The sequence below is a fragment of the Pseudoclavibacter sp. CFCC 14310 genome (assembly GCF_008831165.1).
Lineage (GTDB): Bacteria > Actinomycetota > Actinomycetes > Actinomycetales > Microbacteriaceae > Pseudoclavibacter_A.
This window is the reverse complement of the sequence record NZ_WBKC01000005.1, coordinates 1-15,463: the sequence shown is the minus strand read 5'-3', so window position 1 is coordinate 15,463 and position 15,463 is coordinate 1. Positions and strand designations below refer to the sequence as shown.

The 15,463-nt window shown below is 65.9% G+C and carries 13 protein-coding genes; 12 read left to right on the top strand and 1 reads right to left on the bottom strand.

The features are described 5' to 3' along the window. Nucleotides 1–93 precede the first annotated feature (93 nt). The 6 genes from ispG (at nt 94) to rbfA (ending at nt 8,191) form a co-directional block, all read left to right on the top strand. Complete coding sequence (gene ispG / locus F8O06_RS11565; RefSeq protein ID WP_158031788.1) at nt 94–1,224, top strand: flavodoxin-dependent (E)-4-hydroxy-3-methylbut-2-enyl-diphosphate synthase; 1,131 nt, start codon at nt 94–96, stop codon at nt 1,222–1,224. Continuing rightward, complete coding sequence (locus F8O06_RS11560) at nt 1,221–1,595, top strand: hypothetical protein (protein WP_158038715.1); 375 nt, start codon at nt 1,221–1,223, stop codon at nt 1,593–1,595. Before ispG ends, F8O06_RS11560 begins: the two co-directional genes overlap by 4 nt. A gap of 81 nt (nt 1,596–1,676) precedes the next feature. After that, entirely contained in the window at nt 1,677–3,464 is a 1,788-nt protein-coding gene (locus tag F8O06_RS11555) for a proline--tRNA ligase (RefSeq protein ID WP_192496946.1), read from the top strand. Between the two features lie 89 nt (nt 3,465–3,553). Then, nucleotides 3,554–4,516: a transcription termination factor NusA gene (gene nusA / locus F8O06_RS11550; protein WP_158038714.1), complete on the top strand. Its 963-nt coding sequence runs from the start codon at nt 3,554–3,556 to the stop codon at nt 4,514–4,516. Between the two features lie 233 nt (nt 4,517–4,749). After that, nucleotides 4,750–7,542 (top strand): translation initiation factor IF-2, encoded by a 2,793-nt coding sequence (gene infB, locus F8O06_RS11545; protein WP_158038713.1) that lies wholly within the window; start codon nt 4,750–4,752, stop codon nt 7,540–7,542. 193 nt (nt 7,543–7,735) lie between these two features. After that, nucleotides 7,736–8,191 (top strand): 30S ribosome-binding factor RbfA, encoded by a 456-nt coding sequence (rbfA, locus tag F8O06_RS11540; RefSeq protein ID WP_158030921.1) that lies wholly within the window; start codon nt 7,736–7,738, stop codon nt 8,189–8,191. An 11-nt stretch (nt 8,192–8,202) separates the two neighbouring features. On the opposite strand, the gene F8O06_RS11535 is transcribed toward rbfA, so the two are convergent. Then, on the bottom strand, nt 8,203–9,321 hold the full coding sequence (locus F8O06_RS11535) for a ketopantoate reductase family protein (protein ID WP_158038712.1): 1,119 nt from the start codon (nt 9,319–9,321) through the stop codon (nt 8,203–8,205). Nucleotides 9,322–9,391: 70 nt separating this feature from the next. Here F8O06_RS11535 and truB point away from each other — a divergent pair, with 70 nt between their 5' ends. From truB to F8O06_RS11505, 6 genes are all read left to right on the top strand, one after another. Continuing rightward, nucleotides 9,392–10,399 carry a tRNA pseudouridine(55) synthase TruB gene (gene truB / locus F8O06_RS11530; RefSeq protein ID WP_158038711.1) on the top strand — a complete coding sequence of 336 codons (1,008 nt, stop codon included), beginning with the start codon at nt 9,392–9,394 and terminating at the stop codon, nt 10,397–10,399. Then, nucleotides 10,396–10,797, top strand: coding sequence for a hypothetical protein (locus F8O06_RS11525; RefSeq protein ID WP_158038710.1), 402 nt, complete (start codon nt 10,396–10,398; stop codon nt 10,795–10,797). Before truB ends, F8O06_RS11525 begins: the two co-directional genes overlap by 4 nt. Nucleotides 10,798–10,842: 45 nt before the next feature. After that, on the top strand, nt 10,843–11,382 hold the full coding sequence (locus F8O06_RS11520; RefSeq protein ID WP_225733500.1) for a hypothetical protein: 540 nt from the start codon (nt 10,843–10,845) through the stop codon (nt 11,380–11,382). Next, complete coding sequence (locus F8O06_RS11515) at nt 11,382–12,431, top strand: bifunctional riboflavin kinase/FAD synthetase (protein WP_158038709.1); 1,050 nt, start codon at nt 11,382–11,384, stop codon at nt 12,429–12,431. Before F8O06_RS11520 ends, F8O06_RS11515 begins: the two co-directional genes overlap by 1 nt. A gap of 43 nt (nt 12,432–12,474) precedes the next feature. Next, nucleotides 12,475–12,744, top strand: a complete 270-nt coding sequence (gene rpsO, locus F8O06_RS11510) for a 30S ribosomal protein S15 (protein WP_158030926.1) — start codon at nt 12,475–12,477, stop codon at nt 12,742–12,744. A gap of 384 nt (nt 12,745–13,128) precedes the next feature. After that, the coding region (locus F8O06_RS11505) for a fibronectin type III domain-containing protein (protein ID WP_192496945.1) at nt 13,129–15,463 on the top strand (2,335 nt) is incomplete at its 3' end.

Genomic DNA, 15,463 nt, shown 5'->3' with positions numbered 1-15,463 from the left:
CAGATCGAATTGGTCGGGCGTTCTAGACTTGCAGAGCATCGGCGCATCGCGCGCCGAATGAAGGAGGCCATCGTGACCGCTGTCGATCTCGGGATGCCCAAGGGGCCGGCCCGCGTGCTGGCGCCCCGACGCAAGACCCGTCAGATCCAGGTCGGAAAGGTCGCCGTCGGCGGTGACGCTCCGATCAGCGTGCAGTCGATGTGCACCACCAAGACCACCGACATCGGAGGCACACTTCAGCAGATCGCCGAGCTCACCGCGGCGGGCTGCGACATCGTGCGTGTCGCCGTGCCCAGCCAGGACGACGCCGACGCGCTGCCGATCATCGCGCAGCAGTCGAACATCCCCGTGGTCGCCGACATCCACTTTCAGCCACGCTACGTCTTTCAGGCGATCGAGGCGGGCTGCGCCGCAGTGCGCGTGAATCCCGGCAACATCCGCAAATTCGACGACAAGATCGCCGACATCGCCAAGGCGGCGTCGGATGCCGGGGTCGCGCTGCGCATCGGCGTCAACGCCGGCTCGCTCGACAAACGACTGATGCAGAAGTACGGCAAGGCCACTCCGGAGGCCATGGTCGAGTCTGCCGTGTGGGAGGCGTCGCTGTTCGAAGAAGTGGGGTTTCACGACTTCGCAATCTCGGTCAAGCATCACGACCCCGTCGTGATGATCGAGACCTATCGCATGCTCTCCGAACAGGGCGACTGGCCGCTCCACCTCGGTGTGACCGAGGCAGGGCCGGCGTTCCAGGGCACGATCAAGTCGTCGGTCGCGTTCGGTGTGCTGCTGGCACAGGGCATCGGCGACACGATCCGTGTGTCGCTCTCGGCACCGCCGATCGAAGAGGTGCGCGTGGGCCTGAAGATTCTAGAGTCGCTGAACCTCAGAGAGCGCAAGCTCGAGATCGTCTCGTGCCCGTCGTGCGGTCGCGCCCAGGTCGACGTCTACACGCTGGCCGAACGCGTCACCGAGGGCCTCGAAGGCATGAAGGTGCCGCTGCGCGTGGCCGTCATGGGCTGTGTGGTCAACGGCCCGGGCGAAGCTCGCGACGCCGATCTCGGAGTGGCCAGCGGCAACGGCAAAGGGCAGATCTTCGTTAAGGGCGAGGTCGTCAAGACGGTGCCCGAGGCCGACATCGTCGAGACGCTCATCGCCGAGGCGAACCGTCTCGCCGAGGGCATGACCCCCAGTGAAGGCTCCGGAGTAGAGGTGGTGACGGCATGAGCGATCAGAGTCATGTTCCCGACGGCATGCGGGGCTTTCGGCCGATGGGCATCGTGTCGGCGGCCATCGGCATCGTGCTCGTCTTCGTGCAGCTCGACGGTCAGGCGGTGCTGCTGCACCGCATCTTCGGCATGGCCGTGGTGGTCATGTCGATCATCATGGCCTCGCTGATGTATCGCACACAGCATCGGGCATGGGGCGTCGCCCTGAGCTTCGTGGCACTGGTCTTCCTGCCGCTCTGGCAGATGCAGATGTGGCTGTGGTGGATTCTCGACGGTCTCTGCATCATGATCCTGCTCGGCGCAGCGATTCGTTTCAAAGGGCCGCCTCCTGAGAAAGACCCGGAGAACCTGCCCGACCGCTTCATGTGAGACGGCTGGGTCGACGCGGTACGATGAGAGCTGGCTGCTCACAGCGAACAGCCCAGACCGTTCAGAGAAAGACCCAGCCCAGTGCCCACACGCCTGTCGAACCTGTTCCTGCGCACCCTGCGCGAAGACCCCAACGATGCCGAGGTGGCGGGCCACAAACTGCTCGTGCGCGCCGGCTACATCCGACGCGAGGCGCCGGGCATCTTCGCATGGCTGCCGCTGGGGCTGCGCGCGCTGCGCAAGGTCGAGGCCGTGGTGCGCGCCGAGATGGAGGCCGCCGGCTCGCAGGAGGTGCACTTTCCCGGGCTGCTGCCGCGTGAGCCCTACCAAGTCACCGGGCGCTGGGACGAATACGGCGACAACATCTTCACGCTCAAAGACCGCAAAGAGGCCGACTATCTGCTGGCCCCCACGCACGAAGAGGTCTTCACGCTGCTGGTGAAAGATCTCTACTCGTCGTACAAAGACCTGCCGGTCAGCCTCTTCCAGATTCAGACCAAGTACCGCGATGAGGCGCGCCCTCGCGCCGGTCTGCTGCGCGGCCGAGAGTTCGTCATGAAAGACGCCTACTCGTTTGACGTCGACGACGCGGGGCTCGATGAGAGCTACCAGATCATGCGCGACGCCTACGAGCGCATCTTCACCCGACTGGGCGTCAAATACGTCGCAGTCAAGGCCGACGCGGGGCCCATGGGCGGTTCGAAGAGCGAGGAGTTCCTCTCGCCGTCGCCGATCGGCGAAGACACCTTCGTCTACACCGACGCCGGCTACGCCGCCAACGTCGAGGCCGTCAGCGTGCATCCGGCAGACCCGGTCGACGCCAGCCACGTGCCTGAGGCACAGACGGTCGACACCCCTGACGCCCCGACGATCGAGTCGCTGGTCGCACTGCTGAACGACCGCTATGCAGACGAACACGACGGACAGTGGCAGGCGGGCGACACGCTGAAGAACGTCGTGCTCGCTCTCACACACCCTGACGGCAAGCGCGAGCTCGTGGTCGTCGGCCTGCCCGGTGACCGCGACGTCGATCTGAAACGTGCCGAGATCGCCTTCGCTCCGGCAGAGGTCGAACCCGCTGTCGAAGCCGACTTCGAGCACCATCCGGGCCTGGTGCGCGGCTACATCGGTCCGCAGGCCGATGAGACCGGCACCTACGCGCTGGGGGAGCGTTCGGTCGACGGCATCCGCTATCTGGTCGATCCTCGCGTCTCAGCCGGCACCGAGTGGGTCACCGGCGCGAATGCCGAGCGCCGCCATGCGCTGCACGTCGTGGCCGGTCGCGACTTCGTCGCCGACGGCATCGCAGATGTGGCGAACGTGCGCGACGGCGACCCTGCTCCCGACGGGTCAGGCCCGCTGAGAGCTGCGCGCGGCGTCGAGATCGGGCATGTCTTCCAGCTCGGTCGTAAGTATGCCGAGGCCCTCGGGCTGCAGGTGCTCGATCGCAACGGCAAGCTCGTCACTGTGACCATGGGGTCATACGGCATCGGGGTCACACGTCTGCTCGCCGTTCTCGCCGAGGCGAATCGCGACGAGAAAGGGCTGGTCTGGCCAGAGGCGGTCGCTCCGTTCCAGGTGCACATCGTCTCGACCGGCAAGGGCGACGATGTCTACCGCGTCGGCTCCGATCTGGCCGACGAGCTGGAGCGCGTCGGCATCGAGGTGCTCTTCGACGATCGGCCCAAGGTCTCGCCCGGAGCGAAGTTCAAAGACGCCGAGCTTCTGGGCATGCCGCACGTGCTCGTGGTGGGCAAAGGTCTCGCCGACGGTCAGCTCGAGCTCTGGGACCGTCGCGCCGGCACGAAGCAGCCGATCGCGCTCGAGGATGCCGTGGCTGAGCTGCGTCGTCGTCTCGGTCGCGACTGAGCTGCCGGCGCACATGGAGCGGCAGGTCTGACGACCCGCTAAGATAGGGTGTTCGACACTGAACATCTCAGCTGAATAGAGGAGGCGGTATGAATATCGATCTGAGTGCACTTCGTCTTCTCGAGAGCGAACAGGGTATTCCCCTGAACGAACTGCTGGAGATTCTCGAGCAGGCGATTCTCACTGCATACCAGAAGCACACCGGCCACACGTCTGCGGCCCGAGTCGAGATCAATCGCAAGACCGGGCAGGTCGCCGTTCTCGAACGGCAGACCGATGAAGACGGCAACGACATCGGTGAGACCGATGTCACCCCGCACGACTTCGGACGCGTCGCCGCGCTCGCCGCTCGGCAGGAGATCAACCAGCGCCTGCGCGCGCTGGCCGACGACAGTCTGCTCGGCGAGTACAAAGATCGCGAGGGCACCATCGCCGCTGGCGTGGTGCAGCAGGGACAGAATCCTCGTCTGATACCGATCGACCTGGGGTCGGCCGAAGGGGTGCTTCCGCCCGAAGAGCAGGTGCCCGGCGAGCACTACCGCCACGGTGATCGCCTGCGCGTGTTCATCGCGCAGGTCGCACGCACAGCCAAAGGGCCGACCATCACCGTCAGCCGCACCCATCCAGGGTTGGTCCGCGGGCTCTTCGAGCTCGAGGTGCCTGAGATCCACGCCGGTGCCGTCGAGATCACCTCGCTCGCACGTGAGGCGGGTCACCGCACCAAGATCGCGGTTCGTGCGACCGAGCCCGGCATCAACGCCAAGGGCGCCTGCATCGGCGAGCTGGGGCAGCGTGTGCGCGCGGTGACCGCAGAGCTGAACGGCGAGAAGATCGACATCGTCGACTCCAACGAGGACCTGGGTGCTTTCGTGGCCAGTGCGCTCTCGCCCGCCAAGGTGACGCGCACCGAGGTGCTCGACGCCGATCAGCGGGCTGTGCGGGCCTTCGTGCCAGAGAGCCAGCTTTCCCTGGCCATCGGAAAAGAGGGGCAGAACGCCCGTCTCGCGGCCAAGCTCACCGGAGCCAAGATCGACATCCAAGCCGACAACTGATTCGGTTTCGCGAAGCGCCGGCGTGTCCGTCTTCACGAGACGGCACGCCGGTGCTGTGCGTCTGAGCCAGAACACGCTAGGATGACGTACTGGACATGTGCCCGATGTGCATGTCGGAATCCACACAGAACAGGCTGATTCGGCTTATGGACGCATAATGAACGGCTCGAAATGAGACGTCAGAGGTAATTGTCTGCTCCCGCTCTCGGGTGCAGACCTGAGACAGGAGAATTGTGGCAAAACCACGCGTACACGAGATTGCGAAGCAACTCGGCGTCACGAGCAAAGAGCTGCTGGCCAAGCTCAACGACATGGGAGAGTTCGTCAAGGGCCCCTCTTCGAGCCTGGAACCACCAGTCGTGCGCAAACTGAAGGCTGCCTTCCCGCAGCAGAAATCCGCAGACGACAAGAAGCCCGCCGCGGCCAAGAAGCCTGCTGCTCGCAGCACGGCGGCGAAGAGCTCGGCGCCGAAGCCCGGCGCCCGCACGACTGCTGCGAAGTCAGCAGCCGAGGCCGATACGGCATCTGCTCCGGACAAGACGCCCAGCCCGGCTCCCAGAGCCGCTCGTCCCGGGCGCTCGGCTCAGCCGGCTCCGTCGGCACCGGCATCTCCGGCGGCGCCGAAGCCCGCTGCCGAGAAGCGTACCCCTGCCGCTCCGGCACCGGCCCGTCCGGCACCGCAGGCCGCAGAGGCAGGCACGTCTGACTCCGACGGGCAGAAGCCGCATTCGCCGATCCCGCGGCCTTCGCCCGGTTCGATTCCGCGCCCGCGCGCGCCGCGACCGGCGAACAACCCGTTCTCGCCCAAGCACAGCGGCGGTCCCCGTCCGGGTCCTCGTCCGCACGCCCCGCGTCCCGGTGCCGGCGGCGGTCCTCGCCCGCACGCTCCGCGTCCCGGACAGGGCTTCGGTCCGCGTCGCGGCGCTGGCAGCGGCAGCGGTCCGCACCGCGTCGGCCAGGGCGGCGGCGCTCGGCCGCGTCCCGGTCAGGGCGGCTTCAGCGGTGGGCCGCATCGTCCTGGTCAGGGTGGCGGTCCCGGCTTCGCGAATCGCGGCGGTGGCGGCGGTCGTCCCGGCCCCGGTGGTCGCGGTCGTGGCGGCACAGCTGGTGCGTTCGGACGCGGCGGAGGCCGCTCGGGCAAGTCTCGCAAGTCGAAGCGGACGAAACGGCAAGAGTTCGAGCAGATGGAGGCCCCGACGCTCGGCGGCGTCAAGGTGCCACGCGGCAACGGCGAGCAGATCATTCGTCTGCGTCGCGGTGCCTCTCTGACCGACTTCGCCGACAAGATCGGTGCGAACCCGGCATCGTTGGTCACCGTGCTCTTCCACTTGGGCGAGATGGCCACGGCCACCGAGTCGCTCGACGAAGACACGTTCCAGCTGCTTGGGGCCGAGCTCGGCTTCAAGATCCAGATCGTCAGCCCTGAAGACGAAGACAAAGAGCTGCTCGAGCAGTTCGACATCGACCTCGAAGACGCCGACGATCCCGAAGATCTCGTGGAGCGTCCTCCGGTGGTGACCGTCATGGGGCACGTCGATCACGGTAAGACGCGACTGCTCGATGCGATCCGGCACACCAAGGTGCTCGCCGGTGAGGCCGGCGGCATCACCCAGCACATCGGTGCCTACCAGGTCCAGACCGAGCATGAGGGTCACGAACGTGCCATCACCTTCATCGACACCCCCGGTCACGAGGCGTTCACCGCCATGCGTGCCCGCGGTGCCAAGGTGACAGACATCGCCGTGCTGGTGGTGGCCGCTGACGACGGCGTGATGCCGCAGACGGTCGAGGCGCTGAACCACGCCCAGGCCGCTGACGTGCCGATCGTGGTCGCCGTCAACAAGATCGACAAGCCCGATGCGAATCCGGCGAAGATCCGCCAGCAGCTGACCGAGTTCGGCCTGGTCGCCGAAGAGTACGGCGGCGACACGATGTTCGTCGACGTCTCGGCCAAGAGCAACATCGGCATCGACGATCTGCTCGACGCGATTCTGCTGACGGCGGATGCCGGGCTTGATCTGGTCGCGAACCCCGAGCGTGAGGCGCGCGGCGTGGCGATCGAGGCGAACCTCGACAAGGGTCGCGGTGCGGTCGCCACCGTGCTGGTGCAGAACGGCACCCTGCACGTCGGTGACGCCATCGTTGCGGGCACCGCCTACGGGCGTGTGCGCGCCATGTTCGATGAGAACGGCGAGAACATGCAGGATGCCGGGCCATCGCGTCCGGTGCAGGTGCTGGGGCTCACCTCGGTGCCCCGCGCCGGCGACAACATCCTGGTGACCGAAGACGACCGCACGGCCCGTCAGATCGCCGAGAAGCGTGAAGCCGCCCAGCGCAACGCCCTGCTCGCCAAGAGCCGCAAGCGCATCAGCCTGGAAGACTTCACCAAGGCTCTCGAAGAAGGCAAGGTCGAGACCCTCAACCTCATCATCAAGGGCGATGTCTCCGGTGCCGTCGAGGCGTTGGAGGAGTCGCTGCTCAAGATCGAGGTCGACGACTCGGTGCAGCTGCGCATCATCCACCGTGGTGTCGGCGCGATCACCGAGAGCGACGTCAACCTGGCCACGGTCGACAACGCGATCGTCATCGGCTTCAACGTGCGTCCTGACGGCAAGGCTCGTGAGGCCGCGCACAAAGAGGGCGTCGACATCCGGTTCTACTCGGTCATCTACGATGCGATCGACGACATCGAGGGGGCCCTCAAGGGCCTGCTCAAGCCGGAGTTCGAAGAGGTGCACACCGGTACGGCCGAGATCCGCGAGGTGTTCCGTTCGTCGAAGTTCGGCAACATCGCCGGTACGCTCGTGCAGACCGGCAAGGTCACGCGCAATTCGAAGGCGCGCGTGCTGCGCGACGGCGTCGTGCACGGCGACAACCTCACGATCGAATCGCTGCGTCGTTTCAAAGACGACGTCACCGAGGTGATCAAGGGCGTCGAGTGCGGCATCGGGCTCGGCAGCTTCAACGACATCCAGGTCGGCGACGAGATCGAGACCTACGAGATGCGCGAGAAGCCGCGCGACTGAACCCAGCCTGAGCGGCTGAGGCTCTGACAGAAGCGCCCGCACCACCGGAACCCGGCGGTGCGGGCGCTTCTCTGTCACCGGACGCACCCCGCGACCACCGTTCTGCGCACAGTTCACGGCGAGACCGGGAGTGAACTACCATCGACACGGGGCCGACACCATCGCCCCGACAGACCGAACCGAGGAGAACATCATGGCTCAGACCGCTGGCCGCGCAGAACGAGTCGCCGACCGCATCAAGGTCGTCGTCGCTCAGACGCTTGATCGCGGAGTCAAAGACCCTCGACTCGGCTTCGTGACGGTGACCGACGTGAAGGTGACCGGCGATCTGCAGCACGCGAGCATCTTCTACACGGTGCTCGGCACAGACGAGGAGCGCGCTGACACCGAGGCCGCGCTGCGCAGCGCGACCGGCATGATTCGCACTGAGATCGGGCGCAACATCAAGCTGCGACTGACCCCGTCGATCGAGTTCATCCTCGACGCCATTCCCGAGAACGCCGCACACATCGAGGCGCTGCTGCAGACGGCGCACGAGCGCGACGATGCGGCACGCAAGGCCTCAGAGGGGTCGAGCTTCGCAGGCGAGGCCGATCCCTACCGCAAGCCGGGCGAAGAGTCTGAGGACGAATCGGCAGGTCAGGCCTGAACAAGCCTCGGTCAGAGCAGGTCTTCGACCTCGGCCCAGACTTGGTCGATCGTGCGGAACGCCGGCCTGCCGTCAACGCTCCGGGCGGCGTTCTCGACTTCGTGCACGAGCCGCACCAACAGCGCGTTGACGGGCGCACGTCGGCCGATCTGCTCGGCTGCGCGCACCACCGCTCCGTGCAGGTGATCGATCTCGGTGGTGCGGCCGCTGACGACTGACTGCAGCGTCGAGCCGGTGTTCGGCACGTCGCCCATGCGCTGAGCCAGCAGCAGCGGAACGAATTCGGCCGTGACCGCCGGTGCCTCGGCCAGCACGGTCAGCATGCTGTCGTCGAGCCCCTGCGCGCCGCCGAAGCGAATGCCTGAGTCGTGCGCGATCCGCACGGCCTCGCGCATCGAGGCGACGAGCACCCGGCGCAGTCGGTCGTCGGCGATCGTCTGCTGAATGCTCAGCCCCGTGATCGCAGGCAGTGCGTTGACCTGGTTGACGATCAGCTTCGTCCAGAGCACGCCGTCGGTGTTCTCGACGGCACGCGCGGGCAGTGCCGACTGCAGCAGCGAGACGACCCGTCGAGCCTCGGTCAGATCGCTGCCGGGGCCGGGGCACACCACTGTCGGGCCCGGCGTGGTGACGTCGACGACGCCCGGGCGAGGCACATTGGCACCGATCGACGAGGTGCCGCTCAGCACGCTCGCCCCGTCGACCACCTCGTGGGCGGTGGTGGGGCCCTCGACTCCGTTCTGCACCACCAGCAGCGTCACACCACGCAGCCACGCGGCGTTGTCGGCCAACGCCGCTGCCGCATCCTGCGCCTTCGTGGTGAGGATGGCGAGATCGGGAGCCGCATCGAGCACCGGCACCGCCTGCACGTGCGCCACATGGTCGCCGAACGCTCCGGTCATTCGCAGCCCCTCGCCCTGAATCGCCGCCAGGTGCGCACCGCGAGCGGTCACGGTGACCTGGAAGCCTGCCCGATCGAGAGCCGCAGCCATCGCGCCCCCGATCGATCCGCAGCCGATGACCGCGATGCGTGCCGGTGAAGCCGAACCGGGAGAGGACTCCGAGCCGGGAGAGGAGTCGCTGGAGCGATGGGGAGCGTGCGTCTGTGCGGGGGTGACCTCGTCGTTCATGGGGCGATTCTACGGCGCAGAGACCGCTGTATGCGAAAGCCGGGTGAAACCCTGTGGCAGACTGGAGACCATGCCCGATGCCATCGTTCTCGTCGACAAGCCGCAGGGCTGGACCAGCCACGACGTGGTCGCCCGAGGCCGGCGCATCTTCGCCACGCGACGCGTGGGGCACGCGGGCACACTCGATCCGATGGCCACCGGGCTGCTGATACTGGGCGTCGACCGCGGCACGAAGCTGCTCACCTATCTGGTCGGGCTCGACAAGGTTTACGAGGCGACCATTCGACTCGGCCAGGCGACCGTCACCGATGACGCCGAGGGCGACATCACCGAGCAGGCCGACGCCGCGATGCTGCGCACGGTGACCGAGAGCGGCATTCGCGAGATCGTTGCGACGCAGCTGAGCGGCGCCATCGACCAGGTGCCCTCGTCGGTCAGTGCGATCAAGGTGAACGGCGTGCGTTCGTATGCACGGGTGCGAGCAGGCGAGGGCGTCGAACTCGAACCTCGGCCGGTCACGATCCACGAGTTCGCCGTGACCGACGTGCGCCGCGGCGAAGAGGGATTCGTCGACGTCGATGCGCGGGTGCACTGCAGCTCGGGCACGTACATTCGTGCGCTCGCCCGCGACCTCGGTCGTGCGCTGGGCGTGGGCGGGCACCTGACCGCGTTGCGGCGTGTGCGCGTGGGGCCGTTCGATGTGGCGGATGCCGCGGTTCTGCCCGGCCGTGAGGTGCCGATCGAGCAGGTCGAGACGCCGCCCACGCTCACGCTCGGCCAGGCGGCGAGCGCGGTCTTCCCGACCCGGTTGCTGACCAGTCAGGAGGCCGTCGACCTCGGCCACGGCAAACGACTGGCACCGAGTGTCGAGCCGACCGGGGCGCCGCAGCAGGTCACTGCCAGCGCGGCACGGCATCCGTCGACCGCCAAGGTGCTCACCGCAGCCCTCGACGACGCTGGCGGGCTGCGCGGCATCCTGGAGAATCGCGGGGGTCGGGCGCGGGCGGTGCTCGTCGTACCGCAGGCCACAGAGCGCGCGAAGCGCGAAGACGTCCAGAAAGAAAGCCGAGACCATTGATCGACTGGTTCACGTGGACCCAGATCATCGTGAGCTGCGGGGTCGGCGTTCTGTGCCTCGTGCTCGGGCTCGTCGGGCGAGCTCCCAGCGACCTGACGCTTGGGTGCCTCGCACTGGTCGAGCTGCTGTTGGTGGCACAGATCGTCGTCACGGTCGTGGTGTGGAACACGGGACCCGGCCCGACCGGCAGCGGAGTCGAGTTCGTCGGCTACCTGGTGACTGCGCTGATCATTCCGCCGGCCGCGGTGTTCTGGGGGCTCATCGAGCGCACCAAGTGGTCGAACGTCGTGCTCGCGATCGCGGCCCTCACCATCGCGGTGATGATCTGGCGTATGGACCAGATCTGGTTTCTGCAGGGCGCGACCGGCCTGGCGCCCACGGCGCTCGGCGTCGGCTGAAGCGGCTGCTGCGACACCTCGAACGCTGACTAGAATGAGTGACCGATGACTGCTTTCACCCCACACACCCCATTGAGCGGCGAAGACGCGCGCAGTGACGCCGACGAATCGCCACGGCTGAGCGGAGCCGGCCGACTGCTGGTCGTGGTCTACGCGATTCTCGCGCTCGCGGCCACCGCACGGTCACTGGTGCAGATTCTCACGAAGTTCAATCACGCTCCGCTTGCGTACTCGCTGAGCGCAGTCGCCGCTCTCGTGTACATCCTGGCCACCGTCGCGCTGGCTCGCCATCACCGGCCGGGCTGGCACCGCATCGCGCTGCTCACCATCGGCTTCGAGCTGGTCGGCGTGCTCGTCGTGGGTGCGCTGACGACCTGGGCACCGCAGCTGTTCATCTCTCCTGATGCTCCGAACGGACGCATCGAGAGCACGGTCTGGTCGTGGTTCGGCATGGGCTACGGGTTCATCCCGCTGGTGCTGCCGCTGCTGGGCCTCTGGTGGCTGGCCAGACACCGCCCGGGTACGCAGAGCGTCGCCGGCTCTGCCGACACTGCGGCGAAGACCGACACAGAGCACAACGTCTGATGCGCGTTCTGCACCTCGACCGAGAGGCGTCGGATCTCGGGCCCAGCGCCGTCACGATCGGCAAGTTCAACGGTCTGCATCGTGGTCATCAGGCGATCATCGCGCAGCTGACCGAACTGGCCCGACAGCGCGGCCTGGCCTCTATCGTCGCGACGTTCGATCGGCATCCGCTCGCCGTGATCGCACCGGACAAATGCCCGCAGCCTCTGGCCGACGAACGCCGACAGGCACAGCTGATCGCCGAGACCGGTGTTGACGCGCTCGCCATCATGACATTCGACCGTGCGTTCGCGTCGCTGACGCCGGAGGAGTTCATTCAGCAGGTGATCGTCGAGCGGCTCGAGGCCAAGCTGGTGCTGGTGGGTGAGGACTTTCGCTTCGGACACTTCGGCGCAGGCAATGTCGACACGCTGCGCGAGGCAGGCGTGCGCCTGGGATTCGACGTGATCGCCGCCGACGTGCTGCGCTCGCAGCCGGGCGAGCCGAAGTTCTCGTCGTCGAGCGTGCGTGCGGCGCTGAGCGCGGGCGACGTCGACACGGCGGCCGCTGTGCTCGGGCGGTCGCCCAGTGTCGGCGGTTTCGTGGTGCACGGGGCGAAGCGCGGTCGCGAGCTCGGGTTCCCGACGGCGAACTTGGGGCCGGGGGAGGACCCCGCCACCCACGAGCAGCGTGGCGTCGAGGGGTTCGTTCCCGCTGACGGGGTGTACGCAGGCTGGCTGGACGTCTCGGCCGGCGGGCCGGACGGCGCAGACACGGGTGAGGTACATCGGTACCCGGCGGCCGTCTCGGTGGGCACGAACCCGACCTTCGACGACGTGCCGCGAACCGTCGAGGCGCATGTCATCGATCGTGACGACGATCATGTGGGCGACTTCGATCTTTACGGACGCTGGGCTCGCGTGGTCTTCGTGGCTCGGCTGCGCGGTATGGTCGCGTTCACGGGCCTCGAACCGCTGATCGAGCAGATGCATCGGGACTGCGACGAGACGCGGGCTGTGCTACAGTCGAGTGTTCGCCGTATATCGGCCGCGGAACCAGAGCGCCACTGAGAATTCCCTCAGCGGCACCGCGCAGCGAGTGAGAGGAATCACCATGGCACTGGCACTTGATGTCAAGCAGCAGATCATCAGCGAGTACGCGACGCACGAGGGTGACACCGGCTCACCCGAGGTGCAGGTTGCGCTGCTGAGCCGTCGCATCACCGACCTCACCGAGCACCTGAAAGAGCACAAGCACGACCATCACTCACGTCGTGGCCTGCTGCTGCTCGTCGGCCAGCGCCGTCGCATGCTCGGCTACCTGCAGAAGGTCGACATCGATCGTTACCGCAAGCTGATCGAGCGCCTCGGCCTGCGCCGCTGAGACCCAGCTGACTTCTGCCGAGGTACGCAGCAGCCCTGCGATTCGGCTCGAAAGCCTCGGACGAACCCTCCGGTTCGCCCGGGGCTTTCGTCGTCTCGGTGCGTCTGAGTCGGCATCTGTTGAATGCTCGGCGTCAGGAGTCAGTGTCGGTGAGGCGAGAGCTGAGAAGATGACGGTGTCGACCGTCGCGTCCCTCTGATAGCGTTGAAACATGCGTGCACGATTCGAAGTGCATTTCAGCTGTGTTTAGGGGAAGAAATCATGAAGTTCTCATGGCAGAGGACGCTCTCAAAGCGTGTGCGACGAGTTGGCGCGGTGCTGTTAAGCGGTGCCATCGCTATATCAGGAATGGCTCTGGTGCAGCCAGCGGCGGCGCAGGCGGAAGTGGGAAGAGTCGATGTCTCGTCGACTCCCGAAGGCGTGACCAGCGTTGCGCAGACCGACGGGAAGGCCCGCGGGTCTGGCCTTTGGGGCTACGCCGGCGACGTGGAGACGCGTTCGGCCGACACCGGCTCGGTGTACAACTATGGGCTCGCATTGAGCCCGAAAGACGGGTCGCTGTGGGTCACCGACAGCGCGAAGATCGTGTGGACGTCGAGCAGTTTTCTCTGTCGCGTGTGGTACGGAGGCACCATGAAGTCTTCAAACGCCTGCTATGTCGGCGACTCCAAACTTCATCGTTATGCGCTCGCGACTGACCCTGACTGGGGCATCGGGCAGTATCAGGGCGACGGAACCTACAGCGCCGCTGCCAATGGCATCAACGCGGGTCTCGGCGCGAACTATGCCGCGCTCGCCGACGCGCAGGTTCTCGACGGCAACGACATGCCAAGCGGTCAGTTCGGCGGAGTGCGTGGTGTGGCCGTCAGCAACGACGGCGTCGCCTGGACGCTTGACTCCGATGCCGGGTACGCCTGGCTGAACCACGCCAATCACGCCCTCCGCATGGTCAACCCCGACGGAACCGAGGCTGGCGCGATCGGCAAGACCACCTGGCCCACCGGCAATAACTGGGCGAATCGCAACGACCCGCAGTCGTTCGACTACCCAGTCGGTATTGCACGCATGCTGAACGGCGACATGATCGTCACGAGTCAGACTCCTGAACTGTTGAAGCAGTATCACGCAGATGGCACCTTCGTGCGCAATATCTACCTCAACCAGGCTGCTGCAACGCTGTATCCTGCTGACGCCGGCTACCGTTCGCCGTACTCGATTGCGGTTGACCCGAAGGATGGCACGCTGCTGGTCGGCTATGTCGACCCGGGAGCCGGCAATCAGAGCTTCATCCAGCGGATCGACCCGACGAAGTGCGCCACTGAGTCTGTCGGCAACCCGACCGGCTCGCTCCGAGATCGGTGCGAGGTGATCGACACCATCGGCTTGGGCGACCTCGCAACCGGCGACAATCAGACTAACGCGACCTTCGCCATCCAGGTCGAGCCGAGCTCCGGAGACATCTACGTCGGGCAACGATCCGGACAGATTTCGGTCTTCACCTCTGGTGGCACGTTCGCAGGAAGATTCTCGGCCTTCGGGCAGGGCAACGCCGACGGCCAGCTCAGCACAGTGCGTGGCATCGCGTTCGATTCCCGCGGCTTCATGTATCTCACCGTCGCAGAAGGGACTTCGAGCGCACGGGTGGAGATCTTCGCACGAACGCCTGACCCCATCACCGGGCTGAAAGCCCAGTACGCAGATCAGACGAACACGTCGGTGAAGCTCGATTGGGACGCATTGGCGACTGGCGTCACCGCAGTCGCACAGTCGCCGCTGAAGGACTACGTCGTCGAACAGTCGACCGACAACGGTGTCACCTGGGCAGTGGTCAATACCCCGGTCGACACTGTGAACTCTTCGACGGTCACCGGACTCGATCCGTCGAAGAGTTATCAGTTCAGGGTTTCGGCCTGGAACGAGGCTGGCAACGGAGACACAATGGTTGCAAACGTCGACCCGTTCCCCGTGGAGACCGGCCTCACCGTGGTGAAGACCGGCAATGGGGTGTCCAACGAGAGTGCTGATGATGCTGTTCGGGTTCCCGCTGAGTCTGATGTCACGTTCAAGTACACCGTCACGAATACGGGGAACGTTCCTGCTGAAGGCGTCGTGCTCAATGATGATCGGCTTGGTCCGGTCGAGAGCCCGGCTGGTTTCGATGGGACGTTGGCTGCTGGTGCGTCGGTGACGTTCACGGCTGATGGTCCGGTTGCTGCTGGCGATTACAAGAACACGGCGACCGCTACGGCTAGGTCGGCGGGACAGGACGTCACCGCGCATGACGATTGGTACGGATTCGGTACGAAGACCGGTCTGACGGTTGTCAAGACTGGCAACGGTGCGCGAGCGGAAACCGCGGACAAAGCGGTGAGAGTTCCTGCCGCCTCCGACGTGAAGTTCAACTACACCGTCACGAATACGGGGAACGTTCCTGCTGAAGGCGTCGTGCTCAATGATGATCGGCTTGGCCAGGTCGAGAGCCCGGCTGGTTTTGACGGGACGTTGGCTGCTGGTGCGTCGGTGACGTTCACTGCTGATGGTCCGGTTGCTGCTGGTGATTACAAGAACACGGCGACGGTCACGGGTCAGTCTGAGGGGAAGGATCTGCAGGCTTCGGATGAGTGGTTCGGGTTCGGCACGACGACTGGTCTGACTGTTGTGAAGTCTGGCAATGGTGTGGCGAATGACAGCGCTGATCGTGCGGTGCATGTGCCTGCTG

Bases quoted from the DNA above. Each gene is read 5' to 3' on its own strand.
- truB (WP_158038711.1), top strand. From the start codon at position 9,392: ATGCCCGATGCCATCGTTCTCGTCGACAAGCCGCAGGGCTGGACCAGC.
- F8O06_RS11560 (WP_158038715.1), top strand. From the start codon at position 1,221: ATGAGCGATCAGAGTCATGTTCCCGACGGCATGCGGGGCTTTCGGCCG.
- nusA (WP_158038714.1), top strand. From the start codon at position 3,554: ATGAATATCGATCTGAGTGCACTTCGTCTTCTCGAGAGCGAACAGGGT.
- F8O06_RS11515 (WP_158038709.1), top strand. From the start codon at position 11,382: ATGCGCGTTCTGCACCTCGACCGAGAGGCGTCGGATCTCGGGCCCAGC.
- F8O06_RS11535 (WP_158038712.1), bottom strand. From the start codon at position 9,321: ATGAACGACGAGGTCACCCCCGCACAGACGCACGCTCCCCATCGCTCC.
- F8O06_RS11520 (WP_225733500.1), top strand. From the start codon at position 10,843: ATGACTGCTTTCACCCCACACACCCCATTGAGCGGCGAAGACGCGCGC.
- ispG (WP_158031788.1), top strand. From the start codon at position 94: ATGCCCAAGGGGCCGGCCCGCGTGCTGGCGCCCCGACGCAAGACCCGT.
- rpsO (WP_158030926.1), top strand. From the start codon at position 12,475: ATGGCACTGGCACTTGATGTCAAGCAGCAGATCATCAGCGAGTACGCG.
- rbfA (WP_158030921.1), top strand. From the start codon at position 7,736: ATGGCTCAGACCGCTGGCCGCGCAGAACGAGTCGCCGACCGCATCAAG.